The sequence below is a fragment of the Streptomyces venezuelae genome (assembly GCF_008642275.1).
GTDB classification, from domain to species: Bacteria; Actinomycetota; Actinomycetes; order Streptomycetales; family Streptomycetaceae; genus Streptomyces; species Streptomyces venezuelae_E.
The window spans coordinates 4,266,683-4,282,325 of record NZ_CP029189.1 but is presented as its reverse complement, the minus strand read 5'-3'; the positions used below and the strand labels follow the sequence as shown (position 1 = coordinate 4,282,325).

At 72.7% G+C, this 15,643-nt stretch carries 14 protein-coding genes; 6 read left to right on the top strand and 8 right to left on the bottom strand.

Translation table 11 applies throughout. From position 1 onward, the window contains the following. Positions 1-95 precede the first annotated feature (95 nt). Positions 96-1,040, top strand: coding sequence for an ATP-binding cassette domain-containing protein (locus tag DEJ51_RS18970; RefSeq protein WP_150258661.1), 945 nt, complete (start codon positions 96-98; stop codon positions 1,038-1,040). Continuing rightward, on the top strand, positions 1,037-1,792 hold the full coding sequence (locus tag DEJ51_RS18965; RefSeq protein WP_150258660.1) for an ABC transporter permease: 756 nt from the start codon (positions 1,037-1,039) through the stop codon (positions 1,790-1,792). The genes DEJ51_RS18970 and DEJ51_RS18965 overlap by 4 nt, the downstream gene beginning before the upstream one ends. 44 nt (positions 1,793-1,836) lie before the next feature. Here DEJ51_RS18965 and DEJ51_RS18960 read toward each other — a convergent pair whose 3' ends face one another. Beyond that, entirely contained in the window at positions 1,837-2,109 is a 273-nt protein-coding gene (locus tag DEJ51_RS18960; RefSeq protein WP_150258659.1) for a DUF1876 domain-containing protein, read from the bottom strand. Between the two features lie 690 nt (positions 2,110-2,799). On the opposite strand from DEJ51_RS18960, the gene DEJ51_RS18955 reads away from it, so the two are divergent. The 3 genes from DEJ51_RS18955 (at position 2,800) to DEJ51_RS18945 (ending at position 5,324) form a co-directional block, all read left to right on the top strand. After that, complete coding sequence (locus DEJ51_RS18955; protein ID WP_150258658.1) at positions 2,800-3,519, top strand: hypothetical protein; 720 nt, start codon at positions 2,800-2,802, stop codon at positions 3,517-3,519. A 165-nt stretch (positions 3,520-3,684) separates the two neighbouring features. After that, positions 3,685-4,356, top strand: a complete 672-nt coding sequence (locus DEJ51_RS34580; protein WP_190620484.1) for a hypothetical protein — start codon at positions 3,685-3,687, stop codon at positions 4,354-4,356. A 566-nt stretch (positions 4,357-4,922) separates the two neighbouring features. After that, a complete protein-coding gene (locus DEJ51_RS18945) occupies positions 4,923-5,324 on the top strand; it encodes a hypothetical protein (RefSeq protein WP_223835871.1) in 402 nt (133 codons plus the stop codon). A gap of 9 nt (positions 5,325-5,333) precedes the next feature. Here the strand turns inward: DEJ51_RS18945 and hemB are convergent, their stop codons facing one another. Then, positions 5,334-6,335, bottom strand: a complete 1,002-nt coding sequence (hemB, locus tag DEJ51_RS18940; RefSeq protein ID WP_030869723.1) for a porphobilinogen synthase — start codon at positions 6,333-6,335, stop codon at positions 5,334-5,336. A gap of 84 nt (positions 6,336-6,419) precedes the next feature. After that, on the bottom strand, positions 6,420-7,514 hold the full coding sequence (locus tag DEJ51_RS18935) for a saccharopine dehydrogenase NADP-binding domain-containing protein (RefSeq protein WP_150258657.1): 1,095 nt from the start codon (positions 7,512-7,514) through the stop codon (positions 6,420-6,422). 134 nt (positions 7,515-7,648) lie between these two features. On the opposite strand from DEJ51_RS18935, the gene DEJ51_RS18930 reads away from it, so the two are divergent. Next, positions 7,649-8,596, top strand: coding sequence for a helix-turn-helix domain-containing protein (locus tag DEJ51_RS18930; protein WP_150258656.1), 948 nt, complete (start codon positions 7,649-7,651; stop codon positions 8,594-8,596). A 144-nt stretch (positions 8,597-8,740) separates the two neighbouring features. On the opposite strand, the gene DEJ51_RS18925 is transcribed toward DEJ51_RS18930, so the two are convergent. From DEJ51_RS18925 to DEJ51_RS18905, 5 genes are all read right to left on the bottom strand, one after another. Continuing rightward, positions 8,741-10,201, bottom strand: a complete 1,461-nt coding sequence (locus DEJ51_RS18925; protein ID WP_223835870.1) for a beta-propeller fold lactonase family protein — start codon at positions 10,199-10,201, stop codon at positions 8,741-8,743. A 281-nt stretch (positions 10,202-10,482) separates the two neighbouring features. Continuing rightward, entirely contained in the window at positions 10,483-12,150 is a 1,668-nt protein-coding gene (locus DEJ51_RS18920; protein ID WP_150258655.1) for a uroporphyrinogen-III synthase, read from the bottom strand. Next, positions 12,147-13,115: a hydroxymethylbilane synthase gene (hemC, locus tag DEJ51_RS18915; protein ID WP_150258654.1), complete on the bottom strand. Its 969-nt coding sequence runs from the start codon at positions 13,113-13,115 to the stop codon at positions 12,147-12,149. Before hemC ends, DEJ51_RS18920 begins: the two co-directional genes overlap by 4 nt. Further along, entirely contained in the window at positions 13,112-14,794 is a 1,683-nt protein-coding gene (locus DEJ51_RS18910; protein ID WP_150258653.1) for a glutamyl-tRNA reductase, read from the bottom strand. Before DEJ51_RS18910 ends, hemC begins: the two co-directional genes overlap by 4 nt. Further along, the gene (locus tag DEJ51_RS18905) at positions 14,791-15,597 is read right to left on the bottom strand and encodes a redox-sensing transcriptional repressor Rex (protein ID WP_150258652.1); all 807 of its coding nucleotides are present in this window, start codon (positions 15,595-15,597) and stop codon (positions 14,791-14,793) included. The genes DEJ51_RS18910 and DEJ51_RS18905 overlap by 4 nt, the downstream gene beginning before the upstream one ends. Positions 15,598-15,643 lie beyond the last annotated feature (46 nt).

Below are 15,643 nucleotides of genomic sequence, written 5' to 3'. Positions count from 1 at the left end.
CCGCTCCTCGATTGACCCCCATCCTAGTTCTGTGTATTACTTACACAGAAGAGCGTAAGGCATACGCAGAAGCTGGGAAGGGAGCACCATCCCCCATGACCACGCACACCTCCGGCAGACTCGGCAACCCCGGGATCCACGCCACCGGGCTGACCAAGTCCTACGGCGACCTCCGCGTCCTCGACGGCATCGACCTCGCCGTCCCGCGCGGCAGCGTCCTCGCCCTCCTCGGCCCCAACGGCGCGGGCAAGACCACCACCGTCCGGATCCTGGCCACCCTCACCGCCGCCGACGCCGGGACCGTCCGCGTCGCCGGTCACGACATCGTCACCGAGCGCTCGCGGGTGCGTGAACTCATCGCCCTGACCGGCCAGTTCGCCGCCGTCGACGAGCTCCAGACCGGCGCCGAGACCCTGCGCATGATGGGCCGGCTGGCCGGGCTCTCCGCGCGCGCCGCCCGCACCCGCGCCGACGAGCTCCTCGCCCGCTTCGGCCTCGCCGAAGCGGGCGGACGCACCGCGAAGACGTACTCGGGCGGCATGCGCCGCCGCCTCGACCTCGCCGCGAGCCTGGTCTCCCGGCCGGAGGTGATCTTCCTCGACGAGCCCACCACCGGGCTCGATCCGCGCAGCCGCCAGGACTTGTGGGAGCTCGTACGGGAACTGCGCGCCGACGGCACGACCGTGCTGCTGACCACCCAGTACCTGGAGGAGGCCGACCGACTCGCCGACCGCGTCGCCGTCCTCGCCGAAGGGCGGATCGCCGCCGAAGGCACCCCGGCCGAGCTCAAGTCCCGGGTCGCCGGACACCGCCTCGACCTCACCCTCACCACCACGGCCGCGTACGAGGCCCTCGCCCCGCGCGCCGTCCACCTCGCCCCCGACGAGCTCACCCTCGGCCTGCCCACCGACGGCACCGCCGCGCACGTCCGCGCACTGCTCGACGAGCTCGACCCGCAACGCACCACCGTCGACCGCTTCGCGGTCCGCAGCGCCACCCTCGACGACGTCTTTCTCGCCCTGACGGGAGCCGCCCGATGACCGCCGTGCCCGTGAGCGCCCTCACCCTGGCCGGGCGCAGCCTGCGCATCAGCAGCCGCCGGCCCGACGCACTGATCGCCGCCCTGATGCTGCCCGTCATGCTGATGCTGATCTTCGTCTACTTCTTCGGCGGGGCCATCGACACCGGCACGGCGTACGTGACGTACGTGGTGCCGGGCGCGATGCTGCTCTGCGCGGGCTTCGGCGCGGCCTCCACCGCCGTCAGCGTCACCGAGGACATGACGAACGGCGTCATCGACCGCTTCCGTGCCCTCGACATCGGCGGCATCCCGGTCCTCGCCGGACACGTCGCGGCCTCGGTGGTGCGCAACCTGGTCTCCACCACCCTGGTCCTCGCCGTCGCCCTCGCCATCGGCTTCCGGCCCCAGGCGGGCCCGGCCGCCTTCCTCGCAGCCGCCGGGCTGCTGCTGACGTACATCACGGCGATCTCGTGGCTGGCCGCCGCGCTCGGGCTGCTCGCCCGGACGCCGGAGGCGGCGGGCGGCTTCACCTTCCTGATGATGTTCCTGCCGTACCCGTCCAGCGCCTTCGTCCCCATCGAGACCATGCCCGGCTGGCTCCACGGCTTCGCCGACCACCAGCCGCTGACCCCGGTGATCGAATCCCTGCGTGCACTGCTCCTGGCGCAGCCCGCGGGCGACGCCCCGTGGATCGCCCTGACCTGGTGCGCGGGCATCACGGCCGCGGCCATGACCCTGGCGGCGGTCCTGTTCCGCGGCAGGACCCGCTGACGGGCTCCGGTCGGAGCCCCTCAGCGGGCCTGTGAGCCTGCCGCTCAGCGGTTGAGCGGGTAGGAATGACGGCCCGAAGCCTCATCGATCTCGGCGTGGGCCTTCTGCAACATCTGCGACGCGAGATCCATGAGCGCACGAGCGCCCGCGATTTCTTCCCCGACCCTCAGCTGCTCCGGGTCGGAAGGATGGCGCAAGGCATATCCCCGCGCCTTGATCTCGGAGCCGTCCCCGAGCCTGACCAGGGCCGCCGCACTGGTGCGGTGGCCCTCCTCGGTGAATTCGAGCTCCACATGCCACCCGACGAGTGTGGCCATGGTGCATCACCTCCAGGGGGTCACCCTTCCCTCCAGGGTGCGCCCGGGGGCGGAGGAGCGCGAACGGTGGCTTCGAGGGGCGGGAGCTGCCGGGGCGGTGGTCGGCGATGCGGGTGGGGTTTCCCGTCAGTCTCATCGTCTCTCCGGGTCGGGCCGGTCCCTCAAGGGCGCTCCTCCTACGTCGTCGCGTCGCTACGCGATGGCCTCCGGCCACCCTTGACCGACCGACCCGCCCCGGACATCCGAAGACTGGCGGGAAACCCCAAAAGAACGAGCCGGACGACACTTCCAGGGACGGGACGGTCGACGATGCCCGGCCTGGTCGGGCGCCGGGACGACCGAGAGGCGGGCGCATCCAGACCCGAGCCCGGGGCGGTGCCGGGGAAGCGCACCAGATCGCTACGCGCTCCTCACGTCTCAGCGTCGGACGCCCGTCCTGGGCTGGACATAGGCCGCCCACGGCTTTCGTGCGGTCCTTGACGAGGGCGTCCGGTGCTTTACCCGATTCCTGCGACCCCTGACAAGTCCCGAGTCCTCGGAACCTGACCTGGAATTTCCGGTGGGGCCTACTGGAAGTGCGGGCCGACGGGAACAGAACGAGGCCGCGAAGTCCTCTTCTCTCACCGGACTGCATTGATCGCCCACGTTTCCGGGCACACCGATGACATTTATCCAGCATAGGAGAAAGCCATGACCAGCATCGTTTCGACCCACGACAGCGACCGTGCTAAGCGCCGGGGCTTCCGTCTTGCAACCGTCGTCGCCGCGGCCGCTGTGATCGGCGGAGGGGTCATCCTTCCGGCATCCGCCGCGACGGCGTCGACAGGGTCCGTCTCTCAGGTGGCGCTCGCCAACCAGCCCCAATGCCGGAAGCATCACCATCACTGGCATTGCCAGGAGCAGCCCAAGGAAGAAGCCGCCACCGGTGGCACCAACACCGGTGGTACGGGTAACGGTGGCGACGCCACCGGCCCCGGCAACAACACCGGCGGTACCGGCAACGGCGGCAAGGCCAGCGGCTCGGGCACCAACAAGGGTGGCGACGGGAACGGCGGCGCCGCAACCGGTCAGGCCCCTGCCGAAGCGCCTGCCCAGGACCCCGCGGACGCACCGGCTGACGCACCCGCCGACGCACCGGCTGACGCACCCGCCGACGCACCCGCCGACGGGACCAACACCGGCGGTACCGGCAACGGCGGCGACGCCACCGGCCCGGGCACCAACACCGGCGGCACCGGCAACGGCGGCGACGCTTCCGGCTCGGGCACCAACAAGGGAGGCACCGGCAACGGCGGTGACGCCTCCGGACCGGGCAACAACACGGGCGGTACCGGCAACGGCGGTGACGCGAGCGGCCCCGGCAACAACACGGGCGGCGACGGCAACGGCGGTGACGCGACCGGCGAATAGGAACCGGCCACGCGAACAGCGACGAGTCGGTACCCGGTCCGGCCGGGCGGTGGAAAACCGCCCGGCCGGACCGCTGACCCACCGAATTCGAATCCACCCCCTATGAACATCACGACCTTTCGTTCCCGAATACCGGGAGCACACGGAAAAGGAATGGGAATTGTCATGACGAGCAGTCCGCGGAAGCGCAGCGTGGTCGTAGCAGCAGCCTCTGTCCTCCTCAGCGCCGGTGTACTGATCCCAGCGGGCGCAGCGGTAGCGGCCCCGACGCTTCAGGTGGTCGGCGGCGACCACAAGAGCCACGACGGGGACCGCGACCACGGAAGGCATGACAGCCACAAGAAACGTGACGGCCACAAGAAGCACGGCGGTCACGACAAGCACGGCCATCACGACGACTACTGCCCCGCAGGTACCGGTGGCGACGGCAACGGCGGTGACGGTACCGGCGGCAACGCCCAGGTCTGTACGGCTCCCGGAGGCATCGGCACCGGCGGCATCGGGCGCGGCGGAAAGGGCCGCTGCGGTGGGCGCAACGGCACCGGCACCAACGGCACGGGCACCAACGGCACCGACGGTCCGCCCTGCCCCGACAAGCCGGCCCCGCCCGCCCCCGCGGAAGAGGTCCCGTCCGTACCCGAAGCACCGGCCCCGCCCGCCCCTGCAGAAGAGGTCCCGTCCGTACCCGAGGCACCGGCGCCCGCGGAAGAAGTTCCGTCCGTGCCTGAAGAGCCGGCGCCGCCGGCCCCGGTGGAGGAGGCCCCGCCCGCTCCGGTGGAAGAAGCCCCGCCCGCTCCGGAAGCTCCGGCCCCGCCCCCGGACATCGTCGTCAAATGAGCGCGGATTGATCGCCTGGTCCTTGCCCCACCGCATCGCGGTGGGGCAAGGACCGTTCCCCCGACGGTCGCCGGACGCAGGTCGAGGGACGGATCGAGGCCGTGGGCGGCCTATGTCCAGCCCCAGACGGTCTTCGGACGCGGTCGGCGAGAAGCGCGTAGCGATCTGGTGCGCCTCCCCGGCACCACCCCCGGTCCCGGGTCTGGACGGGCCCGCCTCTCGGTCGTCCCGGCGCCCGACCAGGCCGGACATCGTCGACCGCCCCGTCCCTGGAAGTGTCGTCCGGCTCGTTCTTTTGGGGTTTCCCGGCAGTCTTTCGTTTCTCCGGGGCGGGTCGGTCGGTCAAGGGTGGCCGCAGGCCATCGCGTAGCGACGCGACGACGCAGGAGGAGCGCCCTTGAGGGACCGGCCGACCCGGAGGGACGATGGGACTGACGGGAAACCCCACCCGCATCACCCACCACCGCCCCGGCGGCTCCCGCCCACCCGAAGCCCCGCCCGGCGACCCACCCGGCCTGAGTACCCGCACTCATGTGCCGCTTCCCGCAGTCCAGTTCACTAACGCCATGACCACACCGCTCCCGACCACCGCCGCCACACCCACCACGCCCACCAGCACACCCACCACACCCGACACCTCGCGCGACCGCCGCGCGTTCGTCGCGCCGCTCGTGGCCACCCTGCTGACGCTGCCGACGGCCGCCGTCGCGCTCTTCTTCGCCGGGATTTCCCCGATGGCCTGCGACTCCTGCGGAACAGCCGCGAGCGACCGGTTCGACGCCTCGTACGAGGTCGCCTTCACCGTCTTCGGGTTCGGCCTGCTGGTGGTCCTGGTCCTGCTGGTGGCCGCGTGGGCGCTGCCCTGGCAGCGGCGCTACGCCGCCGCCAGGGTGTGGTGCGCGGTGGCCGCTCCGGCCACCGTGGTCCTCGACTTCGCCGTCTTCCACGGCCTCGTCGACTGGCCGTAGGACGGACCCTCAGCGGGTCTCGCGCAGCCAGCCCGCGACCTCGGTCGCCCAGTAGGTGAGGATGGTGTCGGCACCCGCGCGCTTGATGCCCAGCAGGGTCTCCAGGATGGCCCGGTCGCGCTCGATCCAGCCCTTCTCCGCCGCCGCCTCGATCATCGCGAACTCGCCGCTGATCTGGTACGCCGCCACCGGCACGTCCACCGCCTGCGCGACCCTGTACAGGATGTCGAGGTAGGGCCCGGCCGGCTTGACCATCACCATGTCCGCGCCCTCCTCCAGGTCGAGGGCGAGTTCCCGCAGGGACTCCCGGGCGTTCGCCGGGTCCTGCTGGTACGTCTTGCGGTCGCCCTGCAGCGAGGAGGCGACGGCCTCGCGGAAGGGACCGTAGAAGGCGGACGTGTACTTCGCCGTGTAGGCGAGGATCGAGACGTCCTCGTGCCCGGTCTCGTCCAGCGCGTCACGGATGACGCCGACCTGCCCGTCCATCATGCCGCTCGGCCCGACCACGTGGACGCCCGCGTCCGCCTGGACCTGCGCCATCTCGGCGTAGCGCTCCAGCGTGGCGTCGTTGTCGACGCGCCCGTGTTCGTCCAGCACGCCGCAGTGGCCGTGGTCGGTGTACTCGTCCAGGCACAGGTCCGACATGATCACCAGGTCGTCCCCGACCTCGGCCTTCACGTCGCGGATCGCGACCTGCAGGATCCCGTCCGGCTCGGTGCCCGCCGTGCCCAGCGCGTCCTTGTTCTCGTCGGCCGGGACGCCGAACAGCATGATCCCGGCGACTCCGGCCTCGACCGCCTCGACGGCGGCCTTGCGCAGCGTGTCCCGGGTGTGCTGCACGACGCCGGGCATCGCGGAGATCGCCAGGGGCTCGCTGATGCCCTCCCGGACGAACGCCGGGAGGATCAGGTCCGAGGGGTGCAGCCGGTTCTCCGCGACCATCCGCCGCATCGCCGGGGTGGTGCGCAGCCGGCGGGGCCGTGAACCGGGGAAGGATCCGTACGCGCTCATCTTCAGTCGCCTCTTCGAGCATCGACAGCAGTCCGGACAAGGGTATGGCCCGGGCTCCCGTCCCGTTCTCCCCCCGGCCCCGCCCTACGGTCGGTGCGCGACCTCGACCGACAGGTACGGGGCCAGCGCCCGCAGGAAGTCCGGGGCGTCGAACATCGCGGCGGCCGAGGCCACACCCGCGGTCCGGGTCCGGCCGGACAGGAGCCGCTCGACGGCCTCGACCGCGAGGGGCGCGGTGACGGCGTAGATGTCCTGGCCGCGGGCCGTGGCGCGGCGCTCGACCCCACCCGCCCGCACCAGGACGTCCACGACGAACGTCTGGTCCGAGCGGCCGAGGTCGTCGACCGCCTCCGGTTCCGGGGTGTCCGCCCCGGCGAGGTCCCGCGCGGCCTCCACGGCCATGTACGTACGCACCTCCGGCACGGCCACGTGGCTGGGCACGGTGACCACGTCGGCCATGGTGAACTCGGCGATCACCGTCCGCCGGCCCAGGGGCTCCGGGAAGAGCCACTCCTGCTCCGCCAGTTCGTCGTCGTGGTAGCGCAGGGCGCCCTCCGCGAACCGCACGCGGCGCCCTGCACGGCGCGCGTGGGACACCTCGCCGGCCACCCGGGTGCCCTCCGTGGGCCGCCAGCTGCTCAGCCCGTAGGCGACGTGCACCTCGTCCGCCGTCGTCCACTCGCCCATGGCGGCGCCGACGAGCAGGTCGCCCAGGCCCCCGTAGAAGGCCATGGCCGGCACCACGGGCACGTCGGCCTCGCGGGCCGCCTCCGCGCGGTCGGTGAACATCGCGGCGTTCGCCTCGATCTCGGCCGCGACGTCGACGTACGGGATCCCGGCGCGCAGGGCCGCCTCGACGACCGGGCCGCCCGTCACCGCGAACGGTCCGGCGGCGTTGATCACGGCCGCCGCACCGGCGAGGGCCCGGTCCAGGGAGGCCGGATCGTCCACGGCGGCCGGCCGGACGAGCACGTCCGCCCCGTCCTGGGCGGCCAGTGCCTCCAGCCGGGCTTCGTCGCGGCCTGAGACGGCGGTGGCGATTCCGCGTCTGCGCAGCTCGGCGACGATGAAGCGACCGGTGTGCCCCGTCGCCCCGTAGACCACCACCGGGCCCGCCGGACCCGCCGCACCCGCCGTGTTCGCCGCGTCCGCTGTGTTCGCCGTACCCACCGTGCTCATCGCTGTCCCCGTTCACGTCGTTCGCGTCGTTCGCGTCGTTCGCGTCGTATCCGCCGTCTCGATGAACCCAGTCTCGGGGCGTCCCGCACCCGACCGTGATGGTCCGGAACGACATCACCCGTACACTTTCGGACATGCCCACTGTCGCCCTGGCGGCCGCCGGTCGCATGCTGCACTTCGAGCTGGCGGTGGCCTACGAGATCTTCGGCAATCCCCCGCCCGACGCCCCGCAGGGCTGGTACGACGTGCTGCTCTGCGGCCCCGGCCCCGTGCGCGTCGGCCCGTTCACCGTCGAGCCCGACCACGGTCTGGAGCACCTGGTCCGGGCCGACACCGTGATCGTTCCCGCGTGCGCCGACGTCGACGAACCGCCGCCGCCCGAGCTGGTCGACGCCGTGCGCGCCGCCCATGCGGCCGGCGCCCGGGTCGCCTCCCTGTGCACCGGGGCCTTCGTCCTGGGCGCCGCGGGCCTGCTCGACGGGCGGCGGGCCACCACCCACTGGGCGCACACCGCGGAGCTGAGCGCCCGCCACCCAGGGGCCGAGGTCGACGCCGACGTCCTGTACACGGACAACGGCAGCGTGCTGACGGCCGCGGGCAAGGCCGCCGCCGTGGACCTGTGCCTGCACCTGGTCCACCTCGACCACGGCGCCGCCGTCGCCAACTCCGTCGCCCGCCGCCTCGTCATGGCGCCCCACCGGACGGGCGGTCAGGCGCAGTTCGTCTCCACCCCGGTGCAAGCCGAAGGCGACCACCGGCTCGCCGACCTGCTCGCCTGGGCCCAGCAGCGCCTGGACCGGCCGCTGACCGTCACCGACATGGCGCGCCGGGCCAGTACGAGCCCGCGCCACCTGGGCCGGCAGTTCCGGGCGGTCACCGGCCAGACCCCGCTGCAGTGGCTGCTGACCCAGCGGGTGCGCCGCGCGCAGGAGCTGCTGGAGGCCACCGACGAGACGGTCGAGGCGGTCGCCGTCGCCACCGGCATGGGTACGGCCACCACCCTGCGGCGCCAGTTCAAGCGGGTCGTCGGTGTCCCGCCCGACACCTACCGCCGCGCGTTCCGCAGCGCGAACCCCACCTGATCGGTGGTCCGGTCGGGCGCGAGGGGCCGGCGCAGGCTTCCGGCGGCGGGCCTTCGTGTGGGGTTGCGTGGTCATGGGATGCCCGGCGCCGGCGGTCCGAGGGTGGGCGGCCGGCGCCGGGGCGTTCGTCATGCCGGTGTGCGGCTACCGGGGGCCGGGGCGGTGGCCGTGGTCGGGCCGGTCGTGGCCGGGCTTTCCGTGGCCCGGGCGGTCGTGGCCCGGGCGGTCGTGGTGCGGGGGCTTGGGCTGCTGCTTCCTGTCGACGGTGGTGGTCGCGGTGGCAAGGCTCGTGCCGGTGGCGCCGCCGCCGGTGACGGTGGCGGTGTTGGTGACCTGCTTCGGCGCGTGGGGGGCGATCCGGACGGTGAGGGTGAGGGGCGGGTAGCCGGCGCCGGGGGCGAGGGTGTCGCTGCGGGTGCAGGACAGCGGGGTGAGGGTGCAGGTCCATCCGCTGCCGGAGAAGCCGACCGGGGTCAGGCCGGCGGGGAGGGTGTCGGTGACGGTGACGGTGCTGCCGTCGGTGGGCAGGTCGCCGGTGTTGGTGACGGTGAGGGTGTAGGCGCCCTGCCCGCCCCGGGTGAACGTCCCGCCGGCGGTGAGCTTGATCAGAGTCAGCGCCGGAGCCGGCCGGGGCACGACCCCGATCGCCACCCCGAACGGGAGGTCGTCGACGGGGACGGTGGCCACGACGGTGTTGATGGCGGTGTCGATCACGGACACCGTGTCGTCGTTGGCGTTGGTGACGTAGGCGCGGGTGCCGTCCGGCGACAGCGCCACCTCTCGGGGGGCATCGCCGACGGGGACGGTGGCGACGACCGTGTTCGTCGCCGTGTCGATCACGGACACCGTGTCGGCGTCGGCGTTGACGACGTAGGCGCGGGTGCCGTCCCGCGACACCGCCACCCCCTGGGGCGCATCGCCGACGGGGATCGTGGCGACGACCGCGTTCGTCCCCGTGTCGATCACGGACACCGTGTCGGCGCCGGAATTGGTGACGTAGGCGCGGGCGCTGTCCGGCGACACCGCCACCCCGAACGGGGAGTCGCCGACGGGGACGGTGGCCACGACGGTGTTGGTGGCGGTTTTGATCACGGACACCGTGTCGGCTTCGGAATTGGTGACGTAGGCGCGGGCTCCGTTCGGCGACACCGCCACCCCGATGGGCGCATCGCCGACGGGGATGGTGGCGACGACCGCGTTGGTGTTCGTGTTGATCACGGACACGGTGTCGGCGCCGTAGTTGGTGACGTAGGCGCGGGTGCCGTTCGGCGACACCGCCACTCCGAGGGGCTCAAGGCCGACGGGGACGGTGGCGACGACCGTGTCGGTCGCGGTGTTGATCACGGACACCGTGCCACTGGTGCGATTGGTGACGTAGGCGCGGGTGCCGTTCGGCGACACCGCCACTCCCCACGGCGCATCGCCGACGGGAACCGTGACCACCACCGTGTTCGTCGCCGTGTCGATCACCGACACCGTGTCGTCCTGGAAGTTGGCGACGTAGGCGTAGGTACCGGGCGGCACGGCCTGGGCGGGCTGCGGGGCCACCACGGGCAGGGCCAGGCCGGCCACCAGGACGAGACCTGCCACCAGCGCCCGCAGCAACCCACCCCACCACGAGCGACGCACTCGAAGACCAGGCGGCGCCGACGGCGGGAGTGCCTCCTGCACGCCCACCCCGCTCACGGTTTGACAGATAGTCACAACAATCCTCCCGACCGGACTGACAGAATCGGACGGATTATGACAGTCCGCCATATTTGACATGGCGGGGACACGCGACCGCAAAGGGATTGCGCCCGGATACGCGAGAGGGGCCCGGGTGCGATCGCACCCGGGCCCCTCACCCGTTCCGTGGGCCGGCGTCCCGGCCGGGCCTAAGGCGCTCACGTCGTACGACGCCGCCGCGCTCCGGGCCGTCGCTCGCTCGGCCGGAAGACCGTCTCGCCGGCCTCCTTGGCCGCCTCGCGGCGCGCCGCACCGTACTCGGCGAGGGCCTCCGCCAGCTTCGACACCGACGGCTCCGGGGACAGTACGTCCACGCGCAGCCCGTGCTCCTCCGCCGTCTTGGCCGTCGCCGGCCCGATACAGGCGATGACGGTCACGTTGTGCGGCTTCCCGGCGATCCCGACCAGGTTGCGGACGGTGGACGAGGACGTGAAGAGAACGGCGTCGAAGCCGCCGCCCTTGATGGCCTCGCGCGTGTCCGCCGGCGGCGGCGACGCGCGCACCGTCCGGTAGGCGGTGACGTCGTCGACCTCCCACCCGAGCTCGATCAGGCCGGCGACCAGCGTCTCGGTCGCGATGTCGGCGCGCGGCAGGAACACGCGGTCGATCGGGTCGAAGACCGGGTCGTACGGGGGCCAGTCCTCCAGGAGTCCGGCGGCGGACTGTTCGCCGCTGGGCACCAGGTCCGGCTTCACGCCGAACTCCACGAGCGCGGCGGCCGTCTGCTCGCCCACCGCGGCGACCTTGATGCCCGCGAAGGCGCGCGCGTCGAGCCCGTACTCCTCGAACTTCTCGCGGACGGCCTTCACGGCGTTGACCGAGGTGAAGGCGATCCACTCGTAGCGGCCCGTCACCAGGCCCTTCACCGCGCGCTCCATCTGCTGCGGGGTGCGCGGCGGCTCCACGGCGATGGTCGGCACCTCGTGGGGCACCGCGCCGTAGGAACGCAGCTGGTCGGAGAGCGAGGCGGCCTGCTCCTTGGTGCGCGGTACGAGGACCCGCCAGCCGAACAGCGGCTTCGACTCGAACCAGGACAGGTCCTCGCGCCGTGCGGCGGCGCTGTGCTCACCGACCACGGCTATGACGGACCGGGCGCCCTCGGGCGAGGGGAGCACCTTGCCCTGCTTGAACACCTGGGCGATGGTGCCGAGCGTCGCGCACCAGGTCCGCTGCCGCGTGGTGGTGCCGGCGACGGTCACGGTCAGCGGGGTGTCGGGCTTGCGCCCTGCGCTCACCAGCTCGGCGGCGGCCGCCGGGACGGTCTCCAGCGTGGCGGACACGACGAGGATGCCGTCGCTGGCGCCCACCTCGCTCCAGCAGCGCGCCGAGGCGGTCTTCGCGTCGACGAACCGGACGTCCGCGCCCTGCTTGTCGCGCAGCGGGACACCGGCGTACGCGGGTACGCCCACCGCGGTCGCGACACCGGGCACCACCTCGAAGGGGATGCCGGCGGTGGCGCAGACGAGCATCTCCTCGGCGGCGTTGCCGTCGAGTCCGGGGTCGCCCGTGACGGCACGCACGACCCGCCTGCCGGAGCGTGCGGCCTCCATGACAAGATTGGCCGCGTCCCGGATCACCGGGACCCCGGCGGCCGCTGACACTTCATCAGCAATCGTCAGCTGCGGCGTGTCGACGTTCGCCCGCGCATGAGTCCGTACGACCTCTAGCACCTCGGGCTCCGCGATCAGTACGTCCGCGGCGGCGAGCGCCTCGACGGCGCGCAGCGTCAGCAGACCCGGGTCGCCCGGGCCGGCACCGAGGAAGGTGACGCGTCCGTGGGCGGCGACGGCCGGATAGGCGGAGGTGGTCGGAATTGAGGGGTTCAAAGCGATCGCTCCCCCATCAGACCGGCCGCGCCCTTGGCCAGCATCTCGTCCGCGAGTTCGCGGCCGAGCGCCATGGCCTCGTCGTACGACTGGGGCACGGGACCGGTGGTGGACAGCTGCACCAGCGTCGTGCCGTCGAGGGTTCCGACGACGCCGCGCAGGCGCATTTCATTGACAATCTCCCCGTCCGCCAGAAGGTCGGCGAACGCGCCCACGGGTGCGCTGCAGCCTGCCTCCAGGGCGGCGAGCAGGGAACGCTCCGCGGTCACGGCGGCCCGGGTGTGCGGGTCGTCGAGTACGCCGAGCGCGGCGACGAGGTCCGTGTCGGACGCGAGGCACTCCACGGCGAGGGCGCCCTGGCCGGGGGCCGGCAGGACGCTGTCGACGGCCAGCAGGTCGGTCGCCTCGTCACCGCGGCCGATCCGGTTCAGTCCGGCGGCCGCCAGGACGACGGCGTCGAGTTCACCGTCGTGGACGAAGCCGATCCGGGTGTCGACGTTGCCGCGGATGGGCACCGTCTCGATCCGCTTGCCGAGCGACAGCGCCAGGTGGTTGAGCTGGGCGGTGCGGCGCGGCGAGCCGGTGCCGATGCGGGCTCCGTCGGGCAGCTGCTCGAAGGTCAGGCCGTCCCGGGCGACGAGGGCGTCCCGCGCGTCCTCGCGGCGCGGCATGGCCGCGATCACGAGGTCGTCGGGCTGGGCGGTCGGCAGGTCCTTCAGCGAGTGCACGGCGAAGTCGACCTCGCCGCGCAGCAGCGCGTCGCGCAGGGCGGTGACGAACACGCCGGTCCCGCCGATCTGCGAGAGGTGCTCGCGCGAGACGTCGCCGTAGGTCGTGATCTCCACGAGCTCGACGGCGCGGCCGGTGACGGCCCGTACCGCGTCGGCGACGTGCCCCGACTGGGACATGGCCAGCTTGCTCCGCCGCGTACCGAGCCGCAGCGGCTGGTCGGGACGTGTGTTCATGATGCCCGTCCTGGGTCGTCGTCGTTCATCGGATCGGCCGCGTCCGCCCGGCTGACGGAAGCAACCGTCTGAGGGTCGAGGTCGAAGAGTTCGCGCAGCGCCTCCGCGTACCCGGCGCCGCCGGGTTCGCTCGCGAGCTGCTTGACGCGCACGGTCGGCGCGTGGAGGAGCTTGTCCACGACGCGGCGCACGGTCTGGGTGACTTCGGCACGCTGCCGTTCGTCGAGGTCGGGCAGGCGCCCGTCGAGCCGGGCCACTTCCATGGCCACGACCTCGGCCGCCATGGCGCGCAGGGCGACGACGGTGGGCGTGATGTGCGCGGCCCGCTGTGCCGCCCCGAAGGCCGCCACCTCCTGGGCGACGATCCCGCGTACGGCGTCGACGTCGGCCGCCATCGGGGCGTCGGCGGACGCCTCGGCGAGCGATTCGATGTCCACGAGCCGGACGCCCGGGATCCGGTGTACGGCCGCGTCGATGTCCCTGGGCATGGCCAGGTCGAGGAGGGCGAGCCGGACGGTGGTCGCGTGGGGCTGTGTACGGGTGCTCCGGCGGGGCTGCCGCTGGGCGGCGGCCTCGCCCTGGTCGGCCCAGGTGCCGTGCAGTTCGAGGGAGTTGGCGTCGACCCCGGTGAGCGCGGCGCGCCCGTCGGGCCCGACGGGGCACCCGTCGGCCTCCACGGCTGCGCTGATCGTCCGCGCCGCGCCGGCGTCGGCGAGCCGCCCGCCGTCCCGCGCGGCAGCAACCAGCCGGGCGAGCACGTCGGCATCCTGCCCCGCCAGTTCCAGCCCCGCCGGCGCCGCGTCCGGCCCGGCCGGCGTGTGCGGCGCGGGATCCGGGGCGGAGCCCCAGGACACGGCGTCGAGCACGTCGTCGGCGGTCAGCACGAGCCCCGTCGCGCCGGTGCACGAGACGACCACGTCGACTCGTGTCAGCTCGTCGGCCACCCGAGCCATCGGCACGGCCACGGCCGACACCCCGGTGCCCGAGGCAACCAGAATCTCCGCAAGCCGCTCCGCCCGGTCCGCGGTCCGGTTCGCCACGACGATCTCGGCGACACCGACCCGCGCCAGGGTCGCCGCGGCCAGCGAGGACATCGATCCGGCGCCGATGACCAGCGCCCGCTTGCCGGCGGCCCACTCGGCCACCGGGGTCCGCACGGCGAGCTGCTCCAGTCCGAAGGTCACGAGCGACTGGCCGGCCCGGTCGATCCCGGTCTCGGAGTGCGCGCGCTTGCCGACCCGCAGTGCCTGCTGGAACAGGTCGTTGATCAGCCGGCCGGCGGTGTGGAGCTCCTGCCCCAGCGCCAGCGCGTCCTTGATCTGGCCGAGGATCTGCCCCTCGCCGACGACCATCGAGTCCAGGCCGCACGCCACCGAGAACAGGTGGTGCACCGCCCGGTCCTCGTAGTGCACGTACAGGTAGGGGGTGAGCTCCTCCAGCGCGACGCCGCTGTGCTGCGCGAGCAGCGTGGACAGCTCGGCGACGCCGGCGTGGAACTTGTCCACGTCCGCGTACAGCTCGATCCGGTTGCAGGTGGCCAGCACAGTCGCCTCGGTCGCCGGTTCGGCGGCGAGGGTGTCGTGCAGCAGCTTCACCTTGGCATCGGCGGACAGGGAGGCCCGCTCCAGCACGCTGACGGGTGCGCTGCGGTGGCTCAGCCCTACGACGAGCAGGCTCATGCCGGCATCACCGCCGGTACGTCGCCCTCGGGCCCGCCCTTGCGCTGCTCGGCGGCGGTCCGCCCGGCCGGCGGCACCACGGCCGCGGCGGGTGCGGCGCCTCCCACGGAGGAGCTGCCGGCGGCTGCGGCGGCCGCTTCCTCACCGGCCTTGCGCTGCTCGTGGAAGGCGAGGATCTGGAGCTCGATGGAGAGGTCGACCTTGCGCACGTCCACGCCCTCGGGCACGGACAGCACGGTGGGCGCGAAGTTCAGGATGGAGGTGACGCCGGCGGCGATCAGCCGCTCGCTGACCTGCTGGGCCGCGCCCGCGGGGGTCGCGATCACGCCGATCGAGACGCCGTTCTCCGAGATGATCTTCTCCAGATCATCGGTGTGCTGGACGGCCATGCCGGCGACCGGCTTGCCGGCCATCGCCGGGTCGGCGTCGATGAGGGCCGCGACGCGGAAGCCGCGCGCGGAGAAGCCGCCGTAGTTGGCGAGGGCGGCGCCGAGGTTACCGATGCCGACGATGACGACCGGCCAGTCCTGGGTCAGGCCGAGCTCGCGGGAGATCTGGTAGACGAGGTACTCGACGTCGTAGCCGACGCCGCGGGTCCCGTAGGAACCGAGGTACGAGAAGTCCTTGCGCAGCTTCGCGGAGTTGACTCCGGCGGCGGCCGCGAGCTCCTCGGAGGACACCGTGGGCACCGATCGCTCGGAGAGCGCGGTGAGAGCGCGCAAGTACAGCGGAAGCCGGGCGACTGTGGCCTCGGGAATACCTCGGCTGCGCGTCGCCGGTCGGTGAGTTCGGCCAGTTGCCACGATGCTCCTGCGGGATGAGCGGGGCTGCAGGCGGCCACTTGTCCCA